The organism is Thermogemmata fonticola, from assembly GCF_013694095.1.
Lineage (GTDB): Bacteria > Planctomycetota > Planctomycetia > Gemmatales > Gemmataceae > Thermogemmata > Thermogemmata fonticola.
Genome location: NZ_JACEFB010000004.1, coordinates 60,753 through 85,246, shown reverse-complemented (window position 1 = coordinate 85,246; position 24,494 = coordinate 60,753). Strand labels below are relative to the sequence as shown.

19 protein-coding genes are annotated in these 24,494 nt (G+C 65.7%); 3 read left to right on the top strand and 16 right to left on the bottom strand.

The window, feature by feature from the left end; translation table 11 throughout:
• Positions 1-8: 8 nt before the first annotated feature.
• The 12 genes from asnB to H0921_RS07735 all read right to left on the bottom strand — a co-directional run bounded on the left by asnB (position 9) and on the right by H0921_RS07735 (position 15,471).
• Positions 9-1,964 (bottom strand): asparagine synthase (glutamine-hydrolyzing), encoded by a 1,956-nt coding sequence (gene asnB, locus H0921_RS07790; protein ID WP_194537493.1) that lies wholly within the window; start codon positions 1,962-1,964, stop codon positions 9-11.
• 3 nt (positions 1,965-1,967) lie between these two features.
• The gene (locus tag H0921_RS07785) at positions 1,968-3,095 is read right to left on the bottom strand and encodes a glycosyltransferase family 4 protein (RefSeq protein ID WP_228499217.1); all 1,128 of its coding nucleotides are present in this window, start codon (positions 3,093-3,095) and stop codon (positions 1,968-1,970) included.
• The gene (locus tag H0921_RS07780) at positions 3,088-4,245 is read right to left on the bottom strand and encodes a glycosyltransferase (protein ID WP_194537492.1); all 1,158 of its coding nucleotides are present in this window, start codon (positions 4,243-4,245) and stop codon (positions 3,088-3,090) included. Before H0921_RS07780 ends, H0921_RS07785 begins: the two co-directional genes overlap by 8 nt.
• Positions 4,246-4,249: 4 nt before the next feature.
• Entirely contained in the window at positions 4,250-5,374 is a 1,125-nt protein-coding gene (locus tag H0921_RS07775) for a glycosyltransferase family 4 protein (protein WP_194537491.1), read from the bottom strand.
• Positions 5,375-5,380: 6 nt separating this feature from the next.
• Entirely contained in the window at positions 5,381-6,523 is a 1,143-nt protein-coding gene (locus H0921_RS07770; RefSeq protein ID WP_194537490.1) for a glycosyltransferase family 4 protein, read from the bottom strand.
• 21 nt (positions 6,524-6,544) lie between these two features.
• Positions 6,545-8,224 carry a hypothetical protein gene (locus H0921_RS07765; protein ID WP_194537489.1) on the bottom strand — a complete coding sequence of 560 codons (1,680 nt, stop codon included), beginning with the start codon at positions 8,222-8,224 and terminating at the stop codon, positions 6,545-6,547.
• Entirely contained in the window at positions 8,221-9,198 is a 978-nt protein-coding gene (locus tag H0921_RS07760) for an NAD-dependent epimerase/dehydratase family protein (protein WP_194537488.1), read from the bottom strand. Before H0921_RS07760 ends, H0921_RS07765 begins: the two co-directional genes overlap by 4 nt.
• A gap of 153 nt (positions 9,199-9,351) precedes the next feature.
• Positions 9,352-10,527, bottom strand: coding sequence for a glycosyltransferase family 4 protein (locus H0921_RS07755; RefSeq protein ID WP_194537487.1), 1,176 nt, complete (start codon positions 10,525-10,527; stop codon positions 9,352-9,354).
• A 22-nt stretch (positions 10,528-10,549) separates the two neighbouring features.
• Complete coding sequence (locus tag H0921_RS07750; RefSeq protein ID WP_194537486.1) at positions 10,550-11,692, bottom strand: glycosyltransferase family 4 protein; 1,143 nt, start codon at positions 11,690-11,692, stop codon at positions 10,550-10,552.
• Positions 11,668-12,978 (bottom strand): hypothetical protein, encoded by a 1,311-nt coding sequence (locus tag H0921_RS07745; protein ID WP_194537485.1) that lies wholly within the window; start codon positions 12,976-12,978, stop codon positions 11,668-11,670. The genes H0921_RS07750 and H0921_RS07745 overlap by 25 nt, the downstream gene beginning before the upstream one ends.
• A gap of 103 nt (positions 12,979-13,081) precedes the next feature.
• Positions 13,082-14,239 carry a glycosyltransferase gene (locus H0921_RS07740; RefSeq protein WP_194537644.1) on the bottom strand — a complete coding sequence of 386 codons (1,158 nt, stop codon included), beginning with the start codon at positions 14,237-14,239 and terminating at the stop codon, positions 13,082-13,084.
• Positions 14,239-15,471 (bottom strand): glycosyltransferase, encoded by a 1,233-nt coding sequence (locus H0921_RS07735; RefSeq protein WP_228499216.1) that lies wholly within the window; start codon positions 15,469-15,471, stop codon positions 14,239-14,241. Before H0921_RS07735 ends, H0921_RS07740 begins: the two co-directional genes overlap by 1 nt.
• A 368-nt stretch (positions 15,472-15,839) precedes the next feature.
• On the opposite strand from H0921_RS07735, the gene nusG reads away from it, so the two are divergent.
• Together nusG and trpE are read left to right on the top strand one after the other, a co-directional pair.
• A complete protein-coding gene (nusG, locus tag H0921_RS07730) occupies positions 15,840-16,382 on the top strand; it encodes a transcription termination/antitermination protein NusG (protein ID WP_194537484.1) in 543 nt (180 codons plus the stop codon).
• Between the two features lie 310 nt (positions 16,383-16,692).
• Entirely contained in the window at positions 16,693-18,216 is a 1,524-nt protein-coding gene (gene trpE, locus H0921_RS07725) for an anthranilate synthase component I (protein WP_194537642.1), read from the top strand.
• A gap of 222 nt (positions 18,217-18,438) precedes the next feature.
• Here the strand turns inward: trpE and H0921_RS07720 are convergent, their stop codons facing one another.
• Positions 18,439-19,878, bottom strand: a complete 1,440-nt coding sequence (locus H0921_RS07720; RefSeq protein ID WP_194537483.1) for a tetratricopeptide repeat protein — start codon at positions 19,876-19,878, stop codon at positions 18,439-18,441.
• 9 nt (positions 19,879-19,887) lie between these two features.
• A complete protein-coding gene (locus H0921_RS07715; RefSeq protein WP_194537482.1) occupies positions 19,888-21,228 on the bottom strand; it encodes an FG-GAP repeat domain-containing protein in 1,341 nt (446 codons plus the stop codon).
• Positions 21,229-21,436: 208 nt separating this feature from the next.
• Between H0921_RS07715 and H0921_RS07710 the strand changes: the two genes are divergently transcribed.
• Positions 21,437-22,387: a ThuA domain-containing protein gene (locus H0921_RS07710; RefSeq protein ID WP_228499213.1), complete on the top strand. Its 951-nt coding sequence runs from the start codon at positions 21,437-21,439 to the stop codon at positions 22,385-22,387.
• A gap of 200 nt (positions 22,388-22,587) precedes the next feature.
• Here H0921_RS07710 and H0921_RS07705 read toward each other — a convergent pair whose 3' ends face one another.
• Positions 22,588-23,145 carry a hypothetical protein gene (locus H0921_RS07705; RefSeq protein ID WP_194537481.1) on the bottom strand — a complete coding sequence of 186 codons (558 nt, stop codon included), beginning with the start codon at positions 23,143-23,145 and terminating at the stop codon, positions 22,588-22,590.
• A 1-nt stretch (position 23,146) separates the two neighbouring features.
• The gene (locus tag H0921_RS07700; RefSeq protein ID WP_194537480.1) at positions 23,147-24,448 is read right to left on the bottom strand and encodes an HD domain-containing protein; all 1,302 of its coding nucleotides are present in this window, start codon (positions 24,446-24,448) and stop codon (positions 23,147-23,149) included.
• Positions 24,449-24,494 lie beyond the last annotated feature (46 nt).

Sequence of the window (24,494 nt, the reverse complement as noted above, 5' to 3'; positions counted from 1 at the left end):
CATTATTTTTACAGTGTGAGTTTCTGGCGCTGGACGAGGTCGGCCAGGACAAGCAGGGCGAGGAGGTGCAGGCCGCCGATGCCAGGGTCGCCTTGCTGGAAGCGGTGCCAGAGCTGGCGGACAGCGCGGGGGTCGAAGCCGAGGCGGTGCCAGAGGGCCGATGGCAGGAGGCGTTCCTGGGCGTGCGGAGCGAGGGGGCCGCGGAGCCAATCCGTCCAGGGGAAGGTGAAGCCGCGCTTGGGCCGGCGCAGAACCGCGGGCGGCAGGCGCGCTCCGACCGCGTCCGCCAAGAGCCGCTTCGGCAGTCTGGGGTCGCACTTCCACTCCACCGGCAACGGCAGCACCGCTTCCACCACCAGGTGATCCAAAAGCGGCACGCGCAGCTCCAGGGCATGGACCAGGCTGAAGACATCCGCATCCCGCAGGAGCATGTGCCGTAGATAGCCGTTCAGTTCCAGGGACGAGACGCTGTCACCATCGGTCTGGTGTGGCTGAAGGGCGGCGAGGACCGGCTGGGGCAGGCCGCTGTGCGGATCGCATTCCGGGGGCAAAGGCCAGAGCGCCCGGCGTTGCCACGGCAGGAACAGCTCGCGGCGCAGCAGATAGACCGCCATCAGATTGGCGGGGCGCTGGAACAACTCGGCCAGTTTGAACAGGCGGCGGGACGGCTGCCACTGGCTCCAGCGGCGCACCCAGCGGACCGCGAGGCGCCATCGCACCAGCCGCCGCTGCCAACGCACCCCCCGCGGCACATCCCGGAAACTCGCGTAACCCCCGAATAGCTCATCCCCGCCCAGACCGCTCAGCGCTACCTTCAAGCCAGCCTGCCGCGCCGCACGCGACACATACCAGGTGTTGAACCCGTCCACGGTCGGCTGATCCATCGCGGCCAGCACCGCCTCCAGGTCCCGGCCAATGTCCCCGGCGGCTACGCGGATCGTGCCATGTTCCGTCTGCAACTGGCGGGCGATCTCCTCGGCCTCGGCACTCTCGTCCCACTGCGGCAGGTCGAACCCGACGTTCACCGTGCGGATGCGCCCCGCGGCACCCTCTGCCGCCAGAGCGGCCACCGCCGCCGAATCCACACCGCTGGACAAAAACACCCCCACCGGCACATCCGCCGCCAAATGCTGCTGCACCGCTTCCTGCAACACTTGCCGAAGCCGTGTCACGGCCGCCGGACGGTCCAGCGTTGGATCGAGCGCTGCCTTCCCTGGCCAGGGCCAATACCGCCGCCGGGACAACTCCCGGCCTTCCCAGTCGCAACTCAGCACAAGGCCCGGTTCCCACAGACGGACGCCCTCCACATGGGCCGCTTCGCCCCAAACTGCTCCCTGGGCCAGGAACGACTCCACCGCGGCCAGGGAGAGGCGGCGCGGGACCAGCTCCCCTCCGGCAGCGAGCAACGCCCGCACTTCCGAAGCAAATAGCAATCCCCCCTGCGGCGCACGCGCCAAATACAGCGGCTTGATCCCCAGCCGATCTCGGACCAGAATGACCTGCCGCCGCCCCAGATCGGCCAGGGCGAAGGCGAACATGCCGCGCAGCCGTTCGGCGAAGCTTTCCCCCCAGAGGCGATAGGCCAGCAGGATCGCTTCGGTATCCGTGGCTGTCCGCACAGGCAGGCCGTGGGCTGCCGCTTCCGCCGCCAGAGCGCGATAGTTGTAGATTTCCCCGTTGAAGGTGATCCAGAGCTTCTCCGAGGCTCGGTCCGTGGAGGGAAGCGTGGGAGATGTCTGCGGGGAGAGCGCGTGGCACATCGGCTGGCGCCCCTGCGGCGAGAGGTCCACAATGGCCAGGCGGGTATGGACGAGCACCAGCGGCGGTGCCCGGCCCGCCGGATCCGCGAGCACTTCCAGACCCCAGTCATCCGGCCCGCGGTGACGCAAGGCCTCGAGCATGCGCTGGGCTGCTGGCCGAGCCAACTCTTCCGGTACTCCCAGAATGCCGGCGATGCCGCACATGGCCTACTTCAGAAGCTGCTGGTATGCCTCGGCAATCTGCCGCGCGTGCACGGACCAGTGAAAACGCTGGGCTTGGCTCCGGCGCTGTTCCCGCCGCACGAGCGTATCGGGTTCGGACAGCACTTGACAGACGGCTGTCACAAAAGCGCGGATGTCTCCCGGCGGGCAGTAGCAGGCCGCCGCGCCGCCGACTTCCCGCAGGGCCGGCAGGTCCGAGGCGACCACCGCCGTCCCGCAGGCCAGCGCTTCGAGCACGGGCAAGCCGAAACCCTCCGCCGCACTGGGAAACAGCAGCACCGCCGCTTTCCGGTACAGCGCCGCCAACTCCCGCCGACTCAGTCCCCGCACCTGCTGCACAGCTCCTTCCAGGCCTAAACGCCGCAACTGCTCCCGCTGCTCCCCCGTCCATTCCCCCCCGGCCTGGATCAGGCGCATGTTTTTCCACCGTTGCCGCACCTGGGCGAACACTGCCAACAGCACATCGATCCGCTTGCGGGCAATCGTGCTGCCGACATGCAAGATATACGGCTGATTTTCATATTGCAGGAAAGACTCATTTTCCAAGTGAATCTCCATGTATTCTGGGGCCACCCCCAAGGGTACGACATGGAGGCGATCGGGCTGGACCCAGCCGCGGGCGAGCAACTCCTCGGCGGTCTGGCGGCTGTTGGTGAAGACGAGGGCGGCACGCCGCAGCCCGGTGAGGATCCAGCGGGCCAGGCGGGTCAGCAGGAGGCGGCGCCGCGGAGTTTCCTCCGAAAGCGGCAGCAGACAGCGGAAGATGTCAATGTCATGACAGTACACGCCCGCACGGCCATACGGCACCGCATGCACCAGATGGGCGTAACTGTGATCCACGATGTGGACGGCATCCACCTGGCGGCTCAGGCGGCGCACCTGGCGCGGCAGGACGACATACCGGTTCCAGAAGCGGTCGGCATTGAAAGCCCAGCGGCTCGACGGCTGCCAGCGCCCCAGATAGCGCCGGAAGGCCGGGGCTGCTTCCACCGCCTCGATTTCCGCAGGAAGATGGGCCAAAAGTGCATCGGCGCACAGGTCCATGCTCGGCCAATTCTCGGCCCGGTAATCCCGCACAACGCCCAGGCGCAGCGACCGAACCTTGTCAGTCATGGCAGGGCAGGTCCAGCAACTGCTGGAAGAAGCGGAGGTGCTGCCGGGCGGCCACCGGCCAGGCATAGCGCTGGCAGGTCCGCTCCCGCCCTGCCGCGGCCAGTTCCCGCCGCCGCGCCGGACTTTCCAGCAAGCCGGCCAAACCCGCGACCCACGCCGCTGCATCCGCCTCCGGCAGAACCAAGCCCGCATCGCCGACCACATAGGGAATCTCGCCGGAGTCGCTGCCGGCCACGGGTACGCCGCAGGCCATCGCCTCGATGAGCATCCGCCCGAATTGTTCCTTCCAGCGCGGCGTCGTCTGGCTCGGCGCGGCTAGCACATCCATCGCATTGAGGTAGCGCGGCACCGCCTGGTGTGCCACGCCGGTCACCACTTGCGCCCGTTCCGCTCCCTGCCGCTCGGCCCAACGCCGCAGGCAGCCTTCCAGGGGGCCGCCGCCGACAAACAACGCCCGCCACGCCACGCGCAGCCGTTCCAACACCCGCAGCAGAAATAAAATCCCCTTCTCCGCCACGAATCGGCCCAAATACCCCACCACCGGCGGCCCGCCCTCCGCCCAACCCAACTGACGCCGCACGGACACACCCGCTTCCCGCTCCGGATGAAACACCAACGTATCCACACCCAGCGGGATGACACAATGCGGCCGATCGCAATAACCCGCCCGCATACTGAGTGTGTGATCTACACTATAACCTGCGGCTATCCAGCCATGACAATGATTCACACTATAACACTCAATCCAACTGAACGGCGGAGGATAACTTTTGCTGATATTTTGAAATGTGTAATAAACCAATTTCCCCGAACGCTGCCAGAGAGAAATCTGCAAGCTCGAGAGCACGAACGGTTCCTCCCAGCAGTGCACAATGTCCCATTTTTGCGCCAGCAATTCTCGGACCCGGTGGTGATAGAGCAAGAGGTGCGGTCGGCGTGTGAAGTAGGCGGAAAGCGGCTGCAAGCGGCAGCTTTCGTCCGGGACATTCTCCAGATGAATGGGCCGCAAATCTCCATACACAAATCTTGGTGCCGCGACAGTTACGTCCCATGCACCGTTCCCTTGCTGCATCAATTCATGAGGTAAACGGCGATTGAAGGCCACGACGTAAGAGTGCCCAATCGTGAGCAGGCGGCGGACGGAGGGCATGGTTTTAGACCAGCAAGCGGGTTAGCAGGCAGTCCCAGCGGAACAGTTCCTGATAGAGTTGCTGGCCGTGGAGGGTGAGTTCCGCGCGCCGGCGGGCATCGCCGAGGAGCTGAGTGGCGAGTTCCAGCAAGTCCTCCGTCCGGGGTGCCGCGGCGATAGACGGCAGGCGGACGGACCAGAACGGCTCACTCAGCGGGCCGAGGTTGGTTGCCAAGGGAATGCCGCCGCAGAGGGCCGCCATCGCGGTGGTCCGCCGGCTGCTCACCCCGTCCGGGTACGGCTGCAAGAGCAGGCAGCAGCGCTGGAGCCAGGCCGCCAATGCCGCCGGCGGCAACACGCCGGGGACCACCAGGCGGTCCGCCCATCCCACGCCGCGCTCCTGCCACTGCCGAGCGAGTGACTCCGACCCACGACCAAGCAGCACCATCTTAGCTCGTGGATAACAGGGAAGCAATTTCCGCCCGGCCGCCTCCAGCACCGACTCGGCCCACGGGCCATACGCCCCCAGATGCCCCAGCCACACCTCCCCATCGTCCTCCGCGGGCAGAGACGCTCCCGCCGGCGCCACCCCTTCCAGATTCGACGGCACCGGCAGCCACTCACTCGCCACCCGCTGGGGACCGACCCGCCGCAGGACCCGCTTCCACGCCCACGCCGTCACAAATATCCGCGAAGCACTCTGCGCAATCATCCGTGCCATCATGTGTGTCACAAAGGCTAAAACCATATACTGAGGTTTGTATAAAGAAAAAGGAAAAACCACTTCGTGGAATATGACCCAAAGCGGAGCGATCGACCGCCCCCAGCGGCCGAGAGAGCTAGCCAGCGGCAGGTTCATCGCCTTGTAGCCAAAGGCGTGCGGCGTGTATTGCAGCAGCAAACGGTCCGGCCGAAGTTGCCGCAAGACGCGCTCCGTCCGACCGAGTCCTGACAGGCGGAATGCCTGGGGAATCCGCAGGACGCGCACGCCATTGCCGCTTTGTTCGCTTTCCTCCTCCGCCGACGAGGCCATGACAGTGACATCTTGATCGCACTGAACAAGCCGGGCTGCCAATTGGGCCGAGTAATCCCCGACCCCGCCGCACTCTGGAGGATACTCGCCTGTGAGGATGACCCAGTGATGTCGCATGAACTCTTATAATGATTTCCGCTGAAGTAGTTGGTGATAGATTTGCACAGTTTCCTGAGCGGTTTTTTGCCAGGAGAAGTGTTGAGATCGTTGTTGCGCGCGTTGTTGCAATTGGCGGCGGTAGTCCGGATCGGCAGCCACTTGTCGCAGCAGGCCGATCAGTTCCTGCGGGGAGTCGAGGGCGAAGGTTGCGCCGCCATCGCCGAGGATTTCCGGCAGAGCGGTAGCGCGGGCCGCCAGCACGGGGCAGCCCACCGCCATCGCTTCGCACAGTTGCAGGCCGAAGCCTTCGTAGCGGCTGGGATAGACGAAAGCCAAGGCGCCCGCGTAGAGGGCGTGGAGGACGGCGTCCGGCACGAAGCCGAGCAGGCGCACCTGGGCTGGGCCACCGAGTTTCTCGGCCAGCGCTCGCAGGGCTTGCTGTTGTGGCGCCGTGCCCCCGGCTAAAACCAGCTCCGTCTGCGGCAGGGCAGCCTGGGCGAACGCCTCCAGCAAAAACAGCACATTTTTGCGCCCCTCCCAACCGCCGGCGTAGAGAAAATAGGGCCGCTCTAGCCCCCACTGCGCGAGCACCGCTCGAACCGCTTCGGTTTCCATGCGGCATTGGAACTGCGGGTCCGCCGCTTCGTAAATCACGCTCACCTTCTCCGGCGGCACGCCCAAAACCCGCACGAGGTCCTCCCGTGCATGCCGGCTGACCGTGAGGATGTGATGAGCACGGGACCGGCAGGACCATAAGGTCCAACGCAGGCGCAACGCGGACCAGGACCAGCGCTCGCGCCACGGCGCTTGCCGCAGATAGTACGCCGGATCGATGGCGTCATGCAGGGTGAGCAGGCGCGGGCAAGGGGTGGACCAAGGCAGGCCGAAGTTCATCGGGCAATGGAACAGGTCGATCCGATCGCGGCGGAGTTGCCGGGGCAGCCAGAGGTTTTCCCAGAGCACGTAGCGCATCGGCGGAGCGAGACGGAGTTCGTAGCTTCCCGGCGGCAGGCGAGCCAAATGATCGGGATGAAGCGGCGCTCGTGTGTACAGAACGGGGCGAACCCCTTGCGCCGGCAGGGCCGCCAGCAGATTGACCGTGTAACGGTTCCACCCCCGGCGATTGCCATCAGCCAGCAGATAGGCGTTGAAGCCGACTCTCAGCACGCTGTCACTCTGGCTGTTCCTTCACTCCCGGCGGACATAGAGGGTCCAGCGCGGGCCGCGCGCCAGCAGGACCCACTCCGGGGAAGGCGGTTGTTCCGGCGCTCCTGGAGGACGGGCTACGAGGCGGACGTCGTAGCGCCGCACTGCCCCAGCCAGGTCCGCGTTCACAGCTTCCCAGGCCGCCAGCCGCTCGGCCAAGCGCTGCGCTCGGACCGCCGCCGAACGGGCTTCTGCGCCCCAGCGGTTGCGTGCCAACTGCTCCCGCTGCTCCGCCTCGAACTGCGCCCGCGACTGCCCCAGCAGGCACGCGTTGAGGGCCAAGCGCTCGGATAGCTCCGCCTCGCGGATTGGGCTAAGCACGGCGGTGTATCCGGCCAGAGGCCGCAGACCTGCATCGATCGCCGCCAAATACTGAAAGTCCGGGTCACCGGCCACTGTGCCTCCCGCCGGCAGGGCGCAGTTCGCCCTTTGGAAGTGATAATCCTGTGTCACCTGCTGGATGTGCTGGTTTTCGGGGAGCAGGCTGCACGCCCGCGCCCAGAGGACCAGGGCGAGCAGAACCGCCGCGGTTATCCCGCTTTTTGCCAGCGTCCCGCCCCAGCGCTGCACCAGGGGAAAGCAATTCGCCAGGTCGGCCAGCAGGAAGATCACGAGCAGGGACAAGGCCGGACCCAGGGCGAAGTTCCAGTGGAAGTTCTCGATTTGCAGGCCGGTCAGAAGGGTGTGATGGAGCAGCAGCAGGGCAGCAGTGGCGAGGCAAGCCAGGAAGCGCACCTCCCGGCCTCGCCGCCAGACCCACACCCAGGCTGCGGCCACAAGCAGCAGGCTCAAGCGGGGCAGGAGCAGCTCGCTGCCGCGGGGTACCGGCAGGAACTTGTCTGTGCGCAGGAGCCAATCGGCACCGTACTGCTGGCGGAATTGCACCGCGCCGGCCAGGGCGGGCAGACCCAGCAGCAGGCCCAGTCCCAGGATTTTCACGTAAGTGACAGCCCGATGTCGATCGGCGAGGCAAGCCAGCAGCAGGCCCGCCACGGCGGTGGTCCAGAAGTAAAAGTAAATGTGGAAGAGCAGGCCGCAACTGGTCCCCGCCGCCAGGATGCGCCCCCGGCTCGGTTGCTCCGCCGCCCGGCTCGCCAGCAGCAGAAAGGCAAGCCACCACGGCCAGCTCAGCAGCGGGTTCCAAATGCGCCATTGGGGTAGAGAAGCGGCGGTGGGAGTGGGGCCGAGGTCCGCCCCGCTCAGATGCCGCACGCCGGTCTTGAGCAAGGCATACCCTAGCTGGCCCTGCAACACCCCCGGATCGCAAAGCACCAGGAGCGTGGCCCAGGCCGCCGCCCACGGGCGCAGCTTCCAGCGCAGTGCGGCATACCACAAAAGCGCCGCCGCTATCCCGCCCCACAGCCGCCAGGCCAAACCCAAAGACCACGGACTCCCGCCTAAGACACGCAGCAGTACGATCCCCGGCACGACGGAGAGCGGCTGGTAATACGTCGGCCCGCCGGTTGCCGGATCAGCCAAACGCCAGGGATGCTCGCGGTAGGCTTTGGCCCCCACCGGCAGGTAGAAAGCCAGCTCGTCGTAATCGGCGATCCAGGAGCACTGGCCCCGCCAGCCGTACGGAAGTGTCGCCAGAGTGACAGCGAGAAGCAAGCCCGGAAGCACGGCGGGCAGCTCCCGGCGGATCACCTCGGCCGCGCTCATAGCAATCCCTCCTGGCGCAGCAGCTCGGCCAGGCCGCGGGCGAGATCGCGGGACGGCGTCCAGCCAAGCAGGTGGCGCAAACGGGTGACGTCGGCTTGCAGATGAGGCCGTTCCACCGGCCGGACCTTCGCCGGGTCCGTCTGGATGTTCACCGGCTGTCCGCGGAGTTGTCCCAGGAGGGCCAGCACCTCCTGCATAGAAACCGCCACGCCGCTGCCGATGTTGACCGTGGTCACACCCGGCGGGCAGCGCTCCACGAGTTCTACCACCGCCCGGGCGGCGTCTGCCACCGGCACCAGGTCCCGCTTCGGCCACAGATTGCCCAAGCGCAGCGGCTCCTCCGGCGCCCGCCGCAGTTGCTCCAGGATTTCGGGCAAAATGTGCGGGTTGGTCTCCCGCGGACCGTACAGATTGAACAGGCGGCCAATGACAAAAACGGCGCAAGGCCGCTCCCGCGCTTCCAGGGCCAGCAACTGCTCCCCCATGAGCTTGGAAAGGCCGTAGAGCGTGAACGGGCCGAGAGGGGAAGCGTCTTCCTGATGGGGTTGATCACTGGGCGCGTACACCTCGCCGGTGCTGGCGAAGAAGAAGCGTTCCGCCGCCGCGGCCCGCGCCGCCGCCAGGACGCATTGCGTGCCCAGGACGTTGAGGCGGATGGTACCCACCGGGTCCGCCTGGCAGGCCGGGATGTAATGGAGGGCCGCCAGATGTACGACCGCCGCCGGGCGGTGCTGGACCAGGAGCGCCCGCAGCGCTGCCGCTTCGCATAGGTCCTGCTCGACGAGGGTGAAGTGCGGGTGGGCCGCGCACGCCGCCGCCAACTCTCGCTTCCCACCGGAGAAGTTGTCCACCCCCACGACGGGCACGCCTTGCGCCAAGAGCCGCTCGGCGACATGCGAACCGAGAAAGCCCGCCACCCCCGTCACCACCCACGGACGTGGCGGCTGACGCCGGCTGCCCCCCTCAGCGGACATCGAACACCCTCTCCCGGCGGGCATTGAAGCAGATAGGGAGCAGCAGCAAATGGGAATGCCATGACATGGTCACTGTAACTTTAACCCAGGAAGTGCTGCTCAGGTTGATTCGGTTCCCCTGAATGATGTTGGGACGGTCAGAGGCGATGGTTTTCATCGCTCGGCGAGCATTTGCTGGTAAAGGGCTTCCAGGGCGGATCCGGTGACTTGCGGGTGGCAGTGGGTTTCCAGCAGTTGCCGGGCGGCGGCACGCTGCCGGTTCTGCGCCGCGGGGTCCTTCAGCAGGGCGACAGTGCGTTCGATCAAGCCGGCGTCCTCGTCACAGATGCCGGCCTGGAGGCCGTCCTGGGCGGGCAGACCCTCCACCCCTTCCGCGGTCGTGACCACCGGCACGCCGTAAGCGAACGCTTCCAGAATCTTGATCTTCATGCCGCTGCCGCGCGCCGGAGCGTACAGCAACACGGCGGTCCGCTCGAAATAGGGCCGGGTGTCCGGTACGTTTTCCTCGATACTGACATCGGGCTGTCCCAAATAGCCGCGCAGGACGCTTTTGGCGTTCCAGCCCACGATTTGCAGGCGGGCCGTCGGCACACGCTTTTTGATCGCTGGCCAAAGCCGATCCAGCAGGCGGCGGGCGGCCGAGGAAGTCGGATACCACCCCATGTTCCCGATGATGCTGACGACCGGTTCGCCGGAGCGCTGGTCATCCGCTATGTACGGGTACAGGCTGGCGTCCAGGCCGACGGGGATGGTGGTGATCCGCGCTTGGGGATTGAGCTGGCGAATGCGGGGGACTAGGCGCTCGGTGCAGGCACGGAAATGCCGCAGACGGCGCAGAAGGCGACGTTCCGCCTGAAGCATCAGGGCGCGGTCGAAGCGGCCCCGCAGGGTGTCGGGATGCACCTGTTCCAGGTCGATCTGGACCAGATGATGGACGTTGACCAGGGCGCGCTCGCAGTGCTCTAAGCCCAGCCAGCCGGACCAGAGCTGCTCCAGATGGAGGATGTCGAAGCCGCGGGCCAGTTCCGCGCGCAGGTCCTCCTGGAGGGTCTCGGAGAACATGTAGGAGTAGGGGCGGCGCAGGGTGGCCAGCTTGGCCCGCCAGCCCCGGCGCTGGGGGAAAGGGTAGAGGCGCAGATCATACTGCGGCGCGGGGAAGAGCTGCCGGGCCTCTTCCATCTCGCTGGCCTTGCTACAGGCGGCCAGGGCCGTCACCTGATGTCCACGGGCTGTCAGCTCCCGCAACAGCACGTAGAACCAGCGCGCCGCCGCATTGCCGAATGGCACCGGCGCTTCGATCATCACCAGAACGATCCGCAGCGGAGACATCGGAAGGACGCCGGAGGCCGAGTCAGGAGCTGGTCAGGACAGCCGTGCGGAAATCGCGAGCCATGTCCGCCCAGGTGTAAGAGCGCAGCGTGGCGGAGAAGGAGCGGACGCAAGCGGCGTATTCCTCCCGCCGGGGGAGCCAAGAGCGCAGGCGGTCCGCCAAATCGGCCTCGTCCTCTGGATCAGCCAGGATCAGGTCGTGTAGCTCCGGCGGGTAGCGTTCGCTGATGCCGGCGCGGATGGAGACCAAGGCGGGCAAGCCCCGGCACAGGGCCTCGTGCGCCGCGAGATTGTAGGCATCGTAACGGGACGGTGCCACGAGAATGTCACAGGCAGCCAGTAACTGCGGCACATCCCGCCGCCGGCCCAGAAAGCGGATCGACCCCGCCAGTCCCTCTGCGCCTGCCCGTTGTTCCCACAGCCGCCGCTGGGACCCTTCCCCGATCACCAGCAGCTCGGCGTCCCATCCCCCCTGCTGGTGCAGCCGCCGCCAGGCCGCATAAAGCACGTCGAAGCCTTTACACTGGTCGCTCAACTGTCCGATGAAGGCGGCACGCGGACGCTCGGACCAGCCGAACTGCCGCAGCACCGCTTCGCGTTCCCCGACAGTCACGAGAGGAAGCTCCTGCGGATCGCACCCCAGATACACGACCGAGACGCGTTCGGGAGAGACCCCCAGTTTCTCCACCAGCTCACGCGCCGTTTGGCGGCTATTGCACACCAGCCGGCGTGTCTGCGGGAACAGGCGGCGCTCTGCGGCGCAATCCCAGCGGTGGGTGTAGCGCATCTTCCAGCGTTGCAGCAACGAGCCGTAAGCCGCCGGAGCGTAGGCCGTGTGCAAGTAGTGGACCCAGTTGACATCCGGCCAGGGACAATTCATGCCGTTGACCACGACGCGCCAGCCTTGGGGCGCCAAGCGCTGGGCCAGGCGCCGTCCGCTCCAGGCCAACAGCGGGCGGCCCAAAAGATGCCGCCCCGCAGGCCGCGGCACGCGCTGGACGCGCACCTGAGGTAGCGTCAGCAGGGTGTCATCGACCTGATGGGCGACCACCTGCACGGCTTCTTCCGCCGCCAGATGCCGCGCCAGCTCCAGATTGGCCCGGTCCATCCCGCCGTGGAACGCCAGGTCCCCCGCCACGATCAGCCAGCCGGCCGGTTTCTCCACGCCGTCTGCACCTCCCGCACCCGTGCGAGCACTCCCATCTGCGCTAGCATCAGCACTGATCCTGGCACTGACGAGAGCAAGCCCGTGCCGATAAAGGCCGTCGCCCAGCTCACGAGCGCCAGGGCGTGCATGAAGACCACGGCCAGGCCGAAACTCGCCTCCAGGCGCAGCGGCGGCGGCCGGCCCAGCAGCCACAGCAGAAACCCCAGCCACAATCCCACACCCAGCCAGCCTTGATCGACCAGCAGGCGGCTGAACTCGTTTTCCAGGCCGATGGCCTGCGGCGCCCGATCCGCCAAAAAATACGGAATGCTCGTGCCATACGCCGACCCCAGCCCCGCCCCCGCCGGATAACGCAGCAGCAACTCCAGAAACGACTCATTGGCACTCAGGCGCACGCGCCGTTCCACTTGCTCCGTGTCCAGCAGTTCCTTGGCTCGCTGGAAACGTTCGCTCTGTTCCAACAGGATCAGTCCCAGTCCGGCGAGTCCGACAGCGAGCAGTCCCACGCCGGCATGGAAGCGGGCCAAGCCCCAGGCCGCCGGGAGCATGAGTAAGGCCAAAGCCGCCGGCTGCCGCGCCCCGCAGAGCAGAATCCCCACCACTGCCGCGAACAGGCCGCTGGCTGCCAACAGCCGTTCCCCCCACCGCACCCCCACGCCAAAGGTCCGCTCCACCAAAAGCGGCAGCGTCCAGAGCATCGTCCCGCCATAAGCATGGGCACTCAGGAAGAAGGACGGCACGCGATGATAGCCGGCCGAGCCTACATCCCGCGATATGTAAATAATCTGGGTCACAGCATTGAATGGATATAACGCTTCCACACCGGCGTAATACACATACAAGCCGCCGCCCAGGGCGAGCAGATTCAGCACTGCCAGGGCGCGGGCCAACTGCACCAGCTCAGCCGCTGTCAATTGACTGGCCACCAGCAGCACGGGTACAAACCACACCGTCGCCCGCAAAGCTACGAGTTGGACCAGGAAATCATTGACAGGTACGAACACCAGCATCCCCGGCCAGAGCAGAAGCAGCCCCACCCAGCCGCTGAGCGCCCACCGGCTCAACTGCCCCACTCGCGCCGAATGGCCGAGCACAAACCCCAAATACAACCCCAAGATCGCTGCATCAAACAGGAATGTTGTGTACACACTTAGATAATTGGCACGAATATATCCATGAAAGTAACCGATCGTGATCACGCAGATCAGCCCGCCGCCCAGCGACCGCAGCGTCACGAGCAGCGCCGCTCCGAATGCCAGTATGGGAAGGGCGATCAGTGTCATAGTTCTGTCAAACCGCCCTCGGCGAAGAGCGACCTGCGGTGCGTTCCGGCTTGCTTTGCTTCGCCCGCGGGGTCTGCATTGTCTTCCCCCAGGGATCGTGTTTTTACCGGCGCGATGTCCGGACTGAGTGCCGCACTGCCGCCAGCGTCTGGTAGAGCCGCGCCAATTGCTCTGTGGGATTGCAGAGGGCGCGCGCTCGCGCCGGGCCGGCTTGGCTTAACCTTTGCCGCAGGGACGGATCGGCCATCAGGGCGCACAGCGCCTCGGCCACGGCTGCACTGTCACCCGGCGGACAAAGGATACCGCAGTCGTCCGTCACGATCTCGACGGCACCCCCAAAGCGGCTCGTGATCACCGGCAGCCCGGCGCGGAGCGCTTCCACCAGGGCCAGGCCGAACCCTTCGGGTTGGACATTCGGCTGGCAGTAGAGATTGGCGGCGGCCAGCAACGCCGGCACATCCGCACGCTGGCCAAGGAAGCGGACCCGTTCGGCAATCCCCCGCCGCTGAGCATCTGCCCGCAGTTCGGCAAGCCACTGCACCTCCTCCCGCCGCTGAGCACCTCCGGCGATCCAGCATTCCCACCCCGGCTGCGCGCGCAAGCGCCCCAAGGCTTCCAGGAGTACGGCGTGCCCCTTGAGTGGTTCGATCCGAGCGGCCATGAGAATCACAATGGCGTCGGGGTCCGTACCGAAACTAGCCCGCAGGCGCCGCCGGGCTTCCTCCGAAATCGCGGCTTCCTCGGACAGTGGCAGTGGCGGATAAATCACCGTGACGGGAACCTGAGGCCAGAGCTGCGCGGCGGAATCCGCGGTGAAGCGGCTGTTGGCCAGCAGATGATCGGGTGGAGTGCGGGCGGCGAAGCAGTTGAGCCAGTGGCGGGAATCGAGCCAGCCGTGAAGGCAATGCACCAGGGGCAGACCCACGCGCCGGACCACTGGGGCGAAAACAACGTGCGGCCAGGAACCATGAGTGACGACCACGTCGATGGTCCCTTCCGCCAGGAAGCGCCGCAAGCGCTGCCGCGTCCGCAGGACGGTCCAGGGCCGGCTCAGCCGCACGGGACCCAGGTCCAGCACGCCGACCCCCACGGCCCGTAGCTCCTGTTCTAGTCGGCCCGCAAAGCAGAGGCCGAAGTGCAGCTCCATCGCCGGGCAGAGATGCCGCTGCCGGGCCAGTGTCAGTAAATAGGTCTCGATGCCGCCGAAGAGATTGCCGGCGTTCAGATGCAGCACGCGGAGCAGGCCGTCCTCCGGAACCATCAGGGGCACTCGGCGAACCTTCTGCACAGGGCGGGCTGCCCCTTGTGAGCACTGGCGATCACCCGCTGGTACAGCTTCAGGTAGCGCTGGCACATGAGGCGGGTGTCGAACTCCGCGGCTCGGCGGAGCGCCCCCGCCGACAGACGGGCGCGCAGGGCGGCATCCTGCCACAGGCGCTGCGCCGCTTGGGCCAGCGCGTCCGTATCGTCCGCCGGCACGGTCAGCCCTTCCTGCTCATGACGGCAGACCCAGGGCACCCCACTGTGGGCAATCGCCGTGTTGATCACCGGGCAGCCGGAGGCCATCGCTTCCACCTGGACCAAGCCGAACCCTTCGGCTCGATTGCGGCTGGGGAACCACAAGGCAGTGGCCGCCCGGTACGCTACGCGCAGCACTGCTTCCTCCACCGCGCCGAGAAAGTGCACGCGCGCCTGCACACCGAGGCGTTCCGCCAGATGCCGCCAGCGTTTCTCCTCCGGCCCGCTGCCCACCAACAGCAACTGGCCTGGTACCTGCTGCAAGGCTGTGATCGCCACGTCGAACCCTTTGTACGGCGTCATCCGCCCGACGCACAGCCAGAGCGGCTGGCCATACCGCCGGCGCCACCGCTCCGCTTCCTCCAGCACTTCTGCCTCCGGCTGACTGAACGCTGTCACGTCGATCCCCAACGGCACCGCGAACACCTTGGCCCGGAAGCGCTGGAGTAATGGCGATCCCGCGGCATAAGCGGCACTGTCGGCCACCAATGCCTGCGCCCGCCGGTAGAGGCGCAGTTCCGCGGGCCGGACCAAATACTTGCCGATCCGCTGCCGGATGATGTCGCTATGATGGGTGATGACGAGTGGCGACAAGCCGGGAACCAAACACAGGGCCGCCAGCATGGTGATATTCGGAGCATGCAGATGCCACAGGTGAGGCCGAAAGGCCCGCTGCAACTGGCCCAACAGCGCCGGCAAGCGCGGGCAAACATCCGTCCGCCAGGCGTGGAACCACCGCCCCGCGCGATAAACCCGCACCGCACCGTCCCATTCCTGGCAGTCCGCCGTCACCGCCACCGGCCGATAGGTCACATCCCGCCCCCGCCGGTCCTGATGGTTCACCACGACCACCGCCATCTGGCAGCCAAGCTGCGCCAACCCCTGGGCCAGAGTGCGGGTGTGCTGCTCGATCCCGCCCTGTGCCGGCGGATAATACTTGCCCAGTTGCACGATCCGCAAGCCGCCCGCCTGCATCAGAACGGCCCCTGCCCGGCAAGTTTCCCACCCGAAAAAAGACAACGCTCCGCGAGCCTGGCGCCAGGCCAACGCGACCGCCAGGTCCCACCCGCGGGACGCTCCCTGTCCCCTCGCCGCTTAACTGCGCCAATTCCGCCCCATTCCATGTGGTGTTGTTTTTTCTACAGGTGCTGAAACGATGCTGTCAACAAAGGTTGCTCTCCGACTTGGCCCACAAGTCCCGACTTGACCCACGGGGTTGGAGAATACCGAAGATACAGCCTGCGGGAAAATCGCAGTAGAGATAGAAAATTTCGGACAATGGGTATTATGGATTCATCATAAGAATAAATGATAGATTAAAAGGTGCTCAGAGGTATCCGCCCATGATTCCCACCGAAGGTCCGAAACTGGTGGAATTGGTTCGCGCGGTGGAACGCTGGGCCGCCCTGCGCACGGCGGCACGGTGGGAGAAATCCTTGGCCCAGGCCCTCGAACAGGCGGGCGTGCCCGTGTTCCTCCCCCTGCTGACCCGCTGGACTAGCTCCCAAGGCCGACGGCGCGAAAGCCTCGTCCCGCTCTTCAGTGGCTACCTTTTTGTGTCCGAGCCGGACTTCCTCGGCAATCCGCGCGTCCTGGCCGTCACTAGACGCAAGGTGGCCCAAGTGTTGCGCCCCCCGGACCCCCGCCGCTTGCAGACCGAACTGCTCGACCTGGCCCAGTTGCTGAGTGAACGCCGCCTGGTCCAAGAACGGCTCATCGCCCAAGTCGGGGATGTGGTCCGCATCCTCGGCGGGCCGCTGCAAGGATTCCTCGGCCGCGTCGTCCGCCTCAAACCGAATCGCTGGGCCTTAGTCCTGGAGATTTCCTTCCTGGGGCTGCGCCTGGAAGCGGAGGTTGACGAACGCTGGGTGGAAAAGGTGGATTGAACCCTGTGTCTTTCCATTGTCACCCTGGCAGCTCGACAATCGCTGAACGCTGGGTGGAAAAGGCGGATAGAACCGCACCACGCAGCCCAGCTCGGCCCGGACCCGCCCCGCTCGCCCGCTTCCGCCATTCGCCATTAACCATTCGCCGCCACCCACGGCTCGCCGCTCGCCGTTTTCCCCTTCGCCATTGGCTGGTCGGTTTGCGACAATAGGAAGCAGCGGGGTCTGGCCGCCGGGAGAATGGGAGAAGCCGGGGTCTGACCGCCGCACGAGCGGGAAAATGGGAGGAGGGACGAAGCGGGTGCCAAGCATGCGTTATTATCCGCCGCTGGAGGTGTTCGCCGAGCTGGCCCAGCAGTACACCATGGTGCCAGTGTATCGTCAGTTGACGGGGGATACGCTCACGCCGGTGACGGCCTTTGGCCGGTTGGCGGAGGGGGAGTGGTCGTTCCTCTTCGAGAGCGTGGTCGGCGGGGAGCGGGTGGGACGATACAGCTTTTTGGGCAGCGGACCGTTTTTGCGCTTTGAGGCGTATGAGCGGCGGGTGCGCTGGCAGGGGAACGAAGGGGAAGGGGGCGAAGAGGTGTGCGCGGACCCCTTGCGGCGGCTGGAGGAGATGTGGTCGCGCTATCGCGGTCCGCACCTGCCGGAGTTGCCCCGGTTTTGCGGCGGGATCGTCGGCTATGCCGGTTATGACACCGTGCGCTATGTGGAACGCCTGCCGCAGCCTCCGCCAGATGATCGCGGCCTGCCGGACCTGTCCTTCGGCTTCTACGACCGCATGGTCATTTTCGACCACGTGGACAAGACGGTGCGGGTGGTGGCCCACGCCCGGATCGAGCCGGGGATGGCAGCTTCGCGTGCGGCCCTGGAGGCGGCTTATGCCCGCGCCGGCGAACAGGTGGACTGCCTGGTGGAGCGCCTGCAACAGGTCCGGCTGGATTGGCCGCTCCGGGACATCGCCCCGCGCAGTGCCGAAGGAGGAGGAGGGGGGCTGCCCCCCCGCGTCCGCTCGAACTTCACGCCGAAGCAGTTTGCCGCAGCGGTGGAAAAAGCCCGTGCCTACATCCATGCCGGCGATGCCTTCCAAATCGTGCTCAGCCAGCGCTTCGAGGCGGCGACCACGGCCCGCCCCTTCGACATCTACCGCGCCCTGCGCGTGGTCAGCCCTTCCCCCTTCATGTTCTATCTGCGCTGCGGGCCGGCCACGCTCATCGGGGCGTCGCCGGAGATCATGTGCCGGGTGGAAAGCGGCCTGATCACCAGCCGCCCTCTGGCGGGAACCCGCCGCCGCGGACGCACGCCCCAGGAAGACCAGGCCCTGGCCGAAGAACTGCGCCGCGATCCCAAGGAACGGGCGGAACATATCATGCTCGTCGATCTGGCCCGCAACGATGTCGGCCGCGTCGCCGAGATCGGTTCCGTCCAGTTGAGCGACCTGCTGGCCGTCGAGTATTACAGCCATGTCATGCATCTGTCGAGCACGGTGACGGGGCGTTTGCGGCCCGGCCTGACGGCCTTCGACGCCCTGCGCGCCAGCCTGCCCGCCGGCACTCTCAGCGGCGCCCCCAAAGTCCGCGCCATGGAGATCATCGACGAACTCGAACCCCACCGCCGCGGTCCTTACGGCGGGGCCGTCGGCTATGTGGACTTCAGCGGCAACATGGACACCTGCATCGCGCTGCGCACGATGGTTCTGCTTGGTTCCACCGCCTACGTCCAAGCCGGGGCCGGCATCGTCGCCGACAGTCAGCCGGAGCTGGAATACCAGGAGACGGTGAACAAAGCCCGCGCCCTGCTCCGCGCCATCGAAGTTGCGGAAACGCAATTGTGACACCACGTAGACATTTCACGAACCGGGTTCTGGGAAAAGCCGCCAGCGGCGGCAGAACGGCCGGCGGCGAACAGGGCCGGGGGAAAGGGAGGAACGCCCGGCAGAGGGCGGCCGTCGGATGATGTTCAGTTGTATCAATTTTATCCAATTGTCAAGTGGACGGTAGCAGGGCCAAAGCGGCGCAAGCGGAGGATGTTCAACTGTATCCATTTCATCCGATTGTCAAGGCGGCGGCAGCAGGGCTAAAGCGGCAGCAGCGCGGCCATGATGCGGCTGCAAGCGCAGGCACTGCTCGTAGGCCTGGCGGGCGGCGGCGGTCTGGCCGAGCCGGCGCCGAGCTTGACCCAGGAAAAACCAGGCCGGCGCCAGCTCCGGGTCCGCCTTCACAGCGTCTTCGAGGAAGCGGAGGGCTGCCGCCGCCTGGCCCTGATCCAACTGGCCGATCCCCTCCGCCAAAGCGGCCCGCGCCTGATAGTGCCTGGCCCGCTGGGGCTGGGACGCCTGATACCACTGGCTCAGATCGCGGTACAGTTCCGCTGCGGCAGGACCGGTGGCCAAAGTGACGGCCCGCTGCCAGTAGGCCTCGGCTTCCGCCCGCCGGCCCAGGTCCGCTTCCGCTTGGCCCAGCCGCCAGAGCAGCTCCCAGGTCGGCCCGTCCCGCGCCAGCATGTCCTGGAGCACCTCGCGGGCTTCGGCCAGGCGGCGTTGCAGGGCGAGCGTATCCGCCAGGCGGTCGGCCGCCTCCGGACTCCAGGCGGCCTCCAGGGTCTGGCGCAGCAGCCGCTCGGCTTCGGCCAGTTGGCCGGCGTGGTACAGCCGGCCGGCATCGCGGAAGCGCCGGTCGCGCCCCAGACTGTTGGCGGTGCGGACGACCCAGTCGAACTCGGTGTCGAAGGGGGAAGGGAGAGGGTGGGGGCGCGCCTCGAAGGCGTCGGCCCAGCGTCCGGCAGCGGCGCGATCGTTCTGCCAGACGGCCAGGCGGTGGAGCAGGGCGGCGGGGTGATACGCCTGGGGGTGCTCCTGGGCCAGTTGTTCGGCCAGCGTGCGAGCCTGTTCCCCCTGTCCGGCCTCGGCGGCGAGCAGGGCCAGCTCGTAGCGGGCGGCCGCCAGGTCCCCCGCCGCCTGGAATGCCGCTTGGGCTGCTTCCCGGCGCTCCGCCCGCAGGTGATTTTTGCCGATGGAATAGTGAATGTCCGCCCGACGCTTGTGGCCTCGCCGCAGGGCCTCCTCGTACCCCGCGATGGCCTCGTCGATCCGCCCCAGACGTTCCAGAGCGAAAGCATGGCGGAAGGCCGCATCGGCCTGATGACGGTCCCATGTCAACGCCTGGCGCAGGCAGGCTTCCGCTTCGGGAAAGTAGCCCAGGGCCAGGTACTGCTCGCCGAGCTGTTGCCAGGCAGCGGCGTCCCGCCAGGAAAGAAGGTTCCACCACCTCGTCCCGAAACGGCAGCGGGCGATCTGCGCTTCCAGCTCAGTCCGTGTCAGCGGTTCGAGGGCGGCGAGGTCCGGGACGGGCGGCGGGGGCTGAACCTGTCGGCGGTACAGGACGAGCGCAGCGGCGGCCAGCTCCAGCAACAGCAGCAAGGTGCCGAGGCGTTCCAAACGGGCCAGAAGCGGGCGGGCCGGCATGGCAGGTTCCTCGCAGGTCACGGTGACGAACACATGTCAGTCCTAGCGCGGGCGGCGCAGCCAGAGGGTGAGCCGTCCCCAGCGTTCCGGCGCCAGGTCGTCCAAATGCAAACTGCCGGCGACCAGGTCGGCTTGGCCATCCCCGTCCAGGTCACCGGCATCGAGCACAGCCAGGTGGATCGGATGGGTGTCGAGCGTGCGGGGCAGGAACTCGCCGCCGCGGTTCTCTAACAGCACCAGACTGGCCGCACCCGCCCGGTGCCAGTCGTTGAACATGCAGGCGAGGACGACGTCGGGCCGTCCATCGCCGGTCAGGTCCGCCACTGCCGCTCCGTAGACGCCGCCGACCGCAGCCAGCCGCTGGACCGTGAACTCCCCGCCCCTTCCGCCGTTGCGCAGCCAGTAACACCCATGCCAGGGTTGCGGATAGTGATGGTTGATCTCCAAATTGTCTCCCGCGCACAAGAGCAGGTCCGGGCGGCCATCCTCATCCAGGTCCGCTGCACGCAGGCTGGCACTGCCTAGGTCAAAATTGAGCGTGTGGAAAATGCGCCGCGGGGCAAACTCTCCGCTGCCCCGGTTCTCCCACAGCCACACTTCCTCGTGGTCCTGGGACACCAGAGCGGCGATGTCCAGCCGGCCCTCTCCGGTGAAGTCCGCCACCGGCACGTGCGACGGCCCCTGCGTCGCCAGCAACAGATGCTCCCGGAAGCGCCCGCCCCCCAGGTTCTCCAACCACAATAGCTCGCCGTGATGGTAGCCGTACACCGCCACCGCCAGATCGGGCCGGCCCTCCCCGGTGAAGTCCCCCGCTTGCACATCCGCCACCCGCCGGACGTGATCGAGCAGCACGTGGGGCACAAACGTGCCGCCCCGGTTCTCCAGCCACACGACCTGCCCGATGCGCTCATCGCTCGGCAGTACACTTCCAAGTACGGCGGCCACGATGTCCCGGTCGCCGTCGCCATCCAGATCGACCACGGCCAGCCCCGCCGGCACGTTCAATTCCGGTCCCACCGGGATTTCCTGCCACTGCCGCCGGTCTGTCTGCCGGTACCAGTAGAGCCGCTTCCGCTGGGCGTCGCAGGCGAGGATGTCCATCCGGCCATCCTGGTCCAGGTCCACGAGACGCACGTGGGTGATGCGCGGGCGGAAGCGGGGGGCCGCTCCCAAAATCTGTTTGTCGTAGGGCCATTCCGCCGCGGGAAAATGCGACACCGGACTGGAGCACACTTCCACCTCCGCCGGTCCCAAATACGGCCAGGCCACCGCCCCCGCGCCGGGCAGCAACACCGCCACAGTCCACACCAGCAGCACGCGCCAGCCTCGTCGGCCGGAGGAAGGCAGAGTCTGGCCGCCGTTCGATGCTGCAACGTCAGCCATGTGTCACCTCATGGAGGCTCAGACGGAGCCGGCCCTGCATCTGGCCCTTGGCCCGCACGCGGCCCTGCCCCTGTTGTAGACGAGAAACCATCGGCCCTCTAGGCTCCGCCGCCGCCGGGGGACTATAACATTGGCGGAGAGCGCCGCCGAGTCACGCCCGGCGCTCCGTTGTCCCTCCCTCCCGTTCCTTCTTCAGGAGTCCTTTCCCATGCGTCGCCGAACCTTCGCCTTCGGAATGCTGGCTGCCGGTTTCTCCCTGGCGGTCCTGGCGGCTTGCCAGGCGGATCAGGATGCGCCCCGCCTCGACGGGGCCGCCTCCAGCGGCACCCGTGCCGCTAAACGCCTGCTCCTGGTCACCCATAGCGGCGGCTTCATCCACGCTTCCGTCGCCACCGCTGAGGAAGTCCTCAAACAGATCGGACCGGCCCACGGCTTCGAGGTCACCTGCTGGCGCTTCACCGGCGACCCGGAAAGCAAAGTCAAAGACAAAAGCGGCCGCGAACGCTCCGCCCTGGAAGTCTACGCCGAACGCTTCCGCGGCAGCACCCGCCTTCCCGTCGAACGCGAACACTGCGGACGCATCAACAAGCAGACCCTCAAAAACTTCGACGTCGTCCTCTTCTTCACCACGGGCAACCCGGTCACCAAAGAAGAGCTGAACGACCTGCGGGAATGGGTCCGCGCCGGCGGCGCCCTGGCGGGCACCCACTGCGCCACCGACACCCTCTACACGGAATCGGTCTATGGCGACCTCATCGGCGCCTATTTCCGCGGCCATCCGCCGGGACTCCAAAAAATCCGCATCCGGGTCGAGGACCCCAAGCATCCCGCCGCCGCCGCCTTCACCGACGGTGAAGAGTTCCAGGATGAAATGTACGTCTTCCGCGATCAGCCCTTCAGCCGGGACCGCCTCCACATCATCCTGAGCATCGACCCGGCGTCGTTCAACCCCGGCAAAAACCTGACCCGTGCCGACAACGATTACGCCATCTCCTGGTGCCGCCGGGAAGGGCAAGGGCGCGTCTTTTATACCTCCTTCGGCCACGATCCGAAAGTGTGGAAGGACCCCCGCTTCCAGAAGCATTTGCTCGGCGGCTTGCAGTGGGCGGTCGGCCTGCTCCCCGGCGACGACACCCCCAGCAGCAAACTCAAGCGCTGACCCACCGCCCTTCGCCACCGGCGCCCGATCAGCGCTGCGCCTCAGACCCTCGCCATCGATGCTAAATCAAGCGCTGCGCGCGGCCCTTCCCGTTCCCCAACAAACGCCGAGGGGCCACTCCGCGCCCCCCACCGCCCCCTTCGCCCCCGGCACCCTTGCCCTTGGTGCTGGACCCTGCACCCGCTCTGCCTCCGGCATGGCTAGTGCGTTACTGTGGCACGTTGGCAAATCTGGTCCACCTCGTCCACCGCGGCCTGGGCTTCCTCAAGGCTCACATGTGGCTTCAGCTCACAAAGCCGCCGCGCTCGGCTATCCACGTCGCTCGGCGCACCGGCTTGCCGCGTGACGTAAAGCGCGGTGGCCAGTTTCTCCAATTCCTTGACATCCTTTCTCCCCAGAGCTTGGGCCACGGATTGAATAGCCGGACGGTATTTTTCCAAGGTTTTGGGATAGCGCTGGCGCAATTGATCACTCCAGGGCGTGGGAATCAACGAGGGACCGTAACCTGGCGAGCGATGATTCCATTCGATCAGATAGTCCGCACGCAGCGCGGTCAGATCTTCGGTGAGATCAAAAGAATAAGGGCCATATTTGTAAAAAATATACCTATAACCCAAAGGGACCTTCAAAGCCTCCTGGAGGAAGTAGACAGCCTTCTGAACATGCGTCTCGCCGCACCAGCTTCCGGCAGCGCGAAGTTGTTCCATCAGTTCGGTCAAAATCGCGGCCCGTTGAAACCGATCCAACCGCTCCATCATGTCACTCCTCTTTAGCGAGTTCCCCGATGATGACACCGCGATTTTGTCGTAACCACTGCTTAGCCTCGTTTCGCAAATCAGGGCGAATGTAAACGAAATCGACAGTGACAACCGGCAAGTGCTCCAAGACCTCGGAAAGTTTGCCAGCATCAAGGATTTGCCCATCCCGGTGAAGAACCGGAAAAAGCGTGGCGGGCCGTTTCTGCGTGTAGGCGTCGCGGCGGACATTGTCCGGGCCGAACTTCTCTTGAGCAGCAGCGGCCACTGCGGCACCAGCGTCGGGATTCACCTTCACATCGTCCGGGTGTCGTTCGTAAAGCATCTTGAAGTGCTCGTGGCGGACGATTCTTCGGGCCGCCGCATGGCCTGGCTTTTTCGAATCCCGGCTCGCCTCATGGATTGCTGATAGCACCTCGTCATCTGTTAGGCTCAGGTGTTTTTCGAGGTCTGTATCGAATTTGCCGCCGGGCAACCATTCCGCGAGAAAGTCCTTGAGCAAAATGTCGTAAATTCGGCGGATCGGATGAAAATAAACCTGCGTGTACATAAAGTAGCGTGCTAGGAGCAGCGCCTCGGCGGAGTGGAGACCGCCCCGTTCCACACCCAACGCCGGTCCGGAGTCCGTCGGTAGGATGCGCAACGTATCGATCAATCGGAAATGGTCAAACTTGCCGTAGGCAACTCCGATATGGTGGGAATCGCGCAGCAGGTAGTCCATTCGGTCCACACCAAACGCATCCCCCACAATGATTTCCGAAAGGACTGCTTCCCAGGGGGAGAAAGTCATGTCGTCGGCTTCCTTCGGTCCCAGAGCTAACTTGACGATGTCCTCGGCCCGTAAAGGTGGCGTCACCGCGTTCCAGATTTGCCTCATCTCCTCCGAGAGGATGATTTCGCGTGTCAAGCGCTCGTGATTCCACCCCTCTGGAAGGAGCTCTTTCTCGGCAGCATGGGAAAAGGGCAAATGTCCCATGTCATGACAGAGCGCAGCCATCCGCAGAACACGCAGCCAGTAGTTCAGCTTGTCCGGTTGCGACAATTCCGGCAATTCTTGTCGAATGGCGTCGGTAATGTGTGCGGGATTGGTCACGACATCAAACACTCGGCCTGCCAATTCCATGACACCTAGGGAATGCTCGAACCGTTTGTGGGTCGCCGCCGGGTAGAGCAAGTAAGTCATTGCCAATTGGTGAATATGCCGCAGACGCTGAAACGGGCGGGAATCGAGCACTTTTCTCTCATCGGAATCGAGACGCACAAAGACGTGAATCGGATCCCGGATTTCATGAAATGGTTTGCTCATGTTTTCCCGGCTCCCGTGCAGGAGGAGGCTTAGCCACGTTCTATGC

Coding starts and splice junctions, on each gene's coding strand:
- asnB (WP_194537493.1), bottom strand. CDS start 1,964: ATGTGCGGCATCGCCGGCATTCTGGGAGTACCGGAAGAGTTGGCTCGG.
- H0921_RS07785 (WP_228499217.1), bottom strand. CDS start 3,095: ATGACTGACAAGGTTCGGTCGCTGCGCCTGGGCGTTGTGCGGGATTAC.
- H0921_RS07780 (WP_194537492.1), bottom strand. CDS start 4,245: ATGCCCTCCGTCCGCCGCCTGCTCACGATTGGGCACTCTTACGTCGTG.
- H0921_RS07775 (WP_194537491.1), bottom strand. CDS start 5,374: ATGCGACATCACTGGGTCATCCTCACAGGCGAGTATCCTCCAGAGTGC.
- H0921_RS07765 (WP_194537489.1), bottom strand. CDS start 8,224: ATGAGCGCGGCCGAGGTGATCCGCCGGGAGCTGCCCGCCGTGCTTCCG.
- H0921_RS07760 (WP_194537488.1), bottom strand. CDS start 9,198: ATGTCCGCTGAGGGGGGCAGCCGGCGTCAGCCGCCACGTCCGTGGGTG.
- H0921_RS07755 (WP_194537487.1), bottom strand. CDS start 10,527: ATGTCTCCGCTGCGGATCGTTCTGGTGATGATCGAAGCGCCGGTGCCA.
- H0921_RS07745 (WP_194537485.1), bottom strand. CDS start 12,978: ATGACACTGATCGCCCTTCCCATACTGGCATTCGGAGCGGCGCTGCTC.
- H0921_RS07740 (WP_194537644.1), bottom strand. CDS start 14,239: ATGGTTCCGGAGGACGGCCTGCTCCGCGTGCTGCATCTGAACGCCGGC.
- H0921_RS07735 (WP_228499216.1), bottom strand. CDS start 15,471: ATGCAGGCGGGCGGCTTGCGGATCGTGCAACTGGGCAAGTATTATCCG.
- nusG (WP_194537484.1), top strand. CDS start 15,840: ATGATTCCCACCGAAGGTCCGAAACTGGTGGAATTGGTTCGCGCGGTG.
- trpE (WP_194537642.1), top strand. CDS start 16,693: ATGCGTTATTATCCGCCGCTGGAGGTGTTCGCCGAGCTGGCCCAGCAG.
- H0921_RS07715 (WP_194537482.1), bottom strand. CDS start 21,228: ATGGCTGACGTTGCAGCATCGAACGGCGGCCAGACTCTGCCTTCCTCC.
- H0921_RS07710 (WP_228499213.1), top strand. CDS start 21,437: ATGCGTCGCCGAACCTTCGCCTTCGGAATGCTGGCTGCCGGTTTCTCC.
- H0921_RS07705 (WP_194537481.1), bottom strand. CDS start 23,145: ATGATGGAGCGGTTGGATCGGTTTCAACGGGCCGCGATTTTGACCGAA.
- H0921_RS07700 (WP_194537480.1), bottom strand. CDS start 24,448: ATGAGCAAACCATTTCATGAAATCCGGGATCCGATTCACGTCTTTGTG.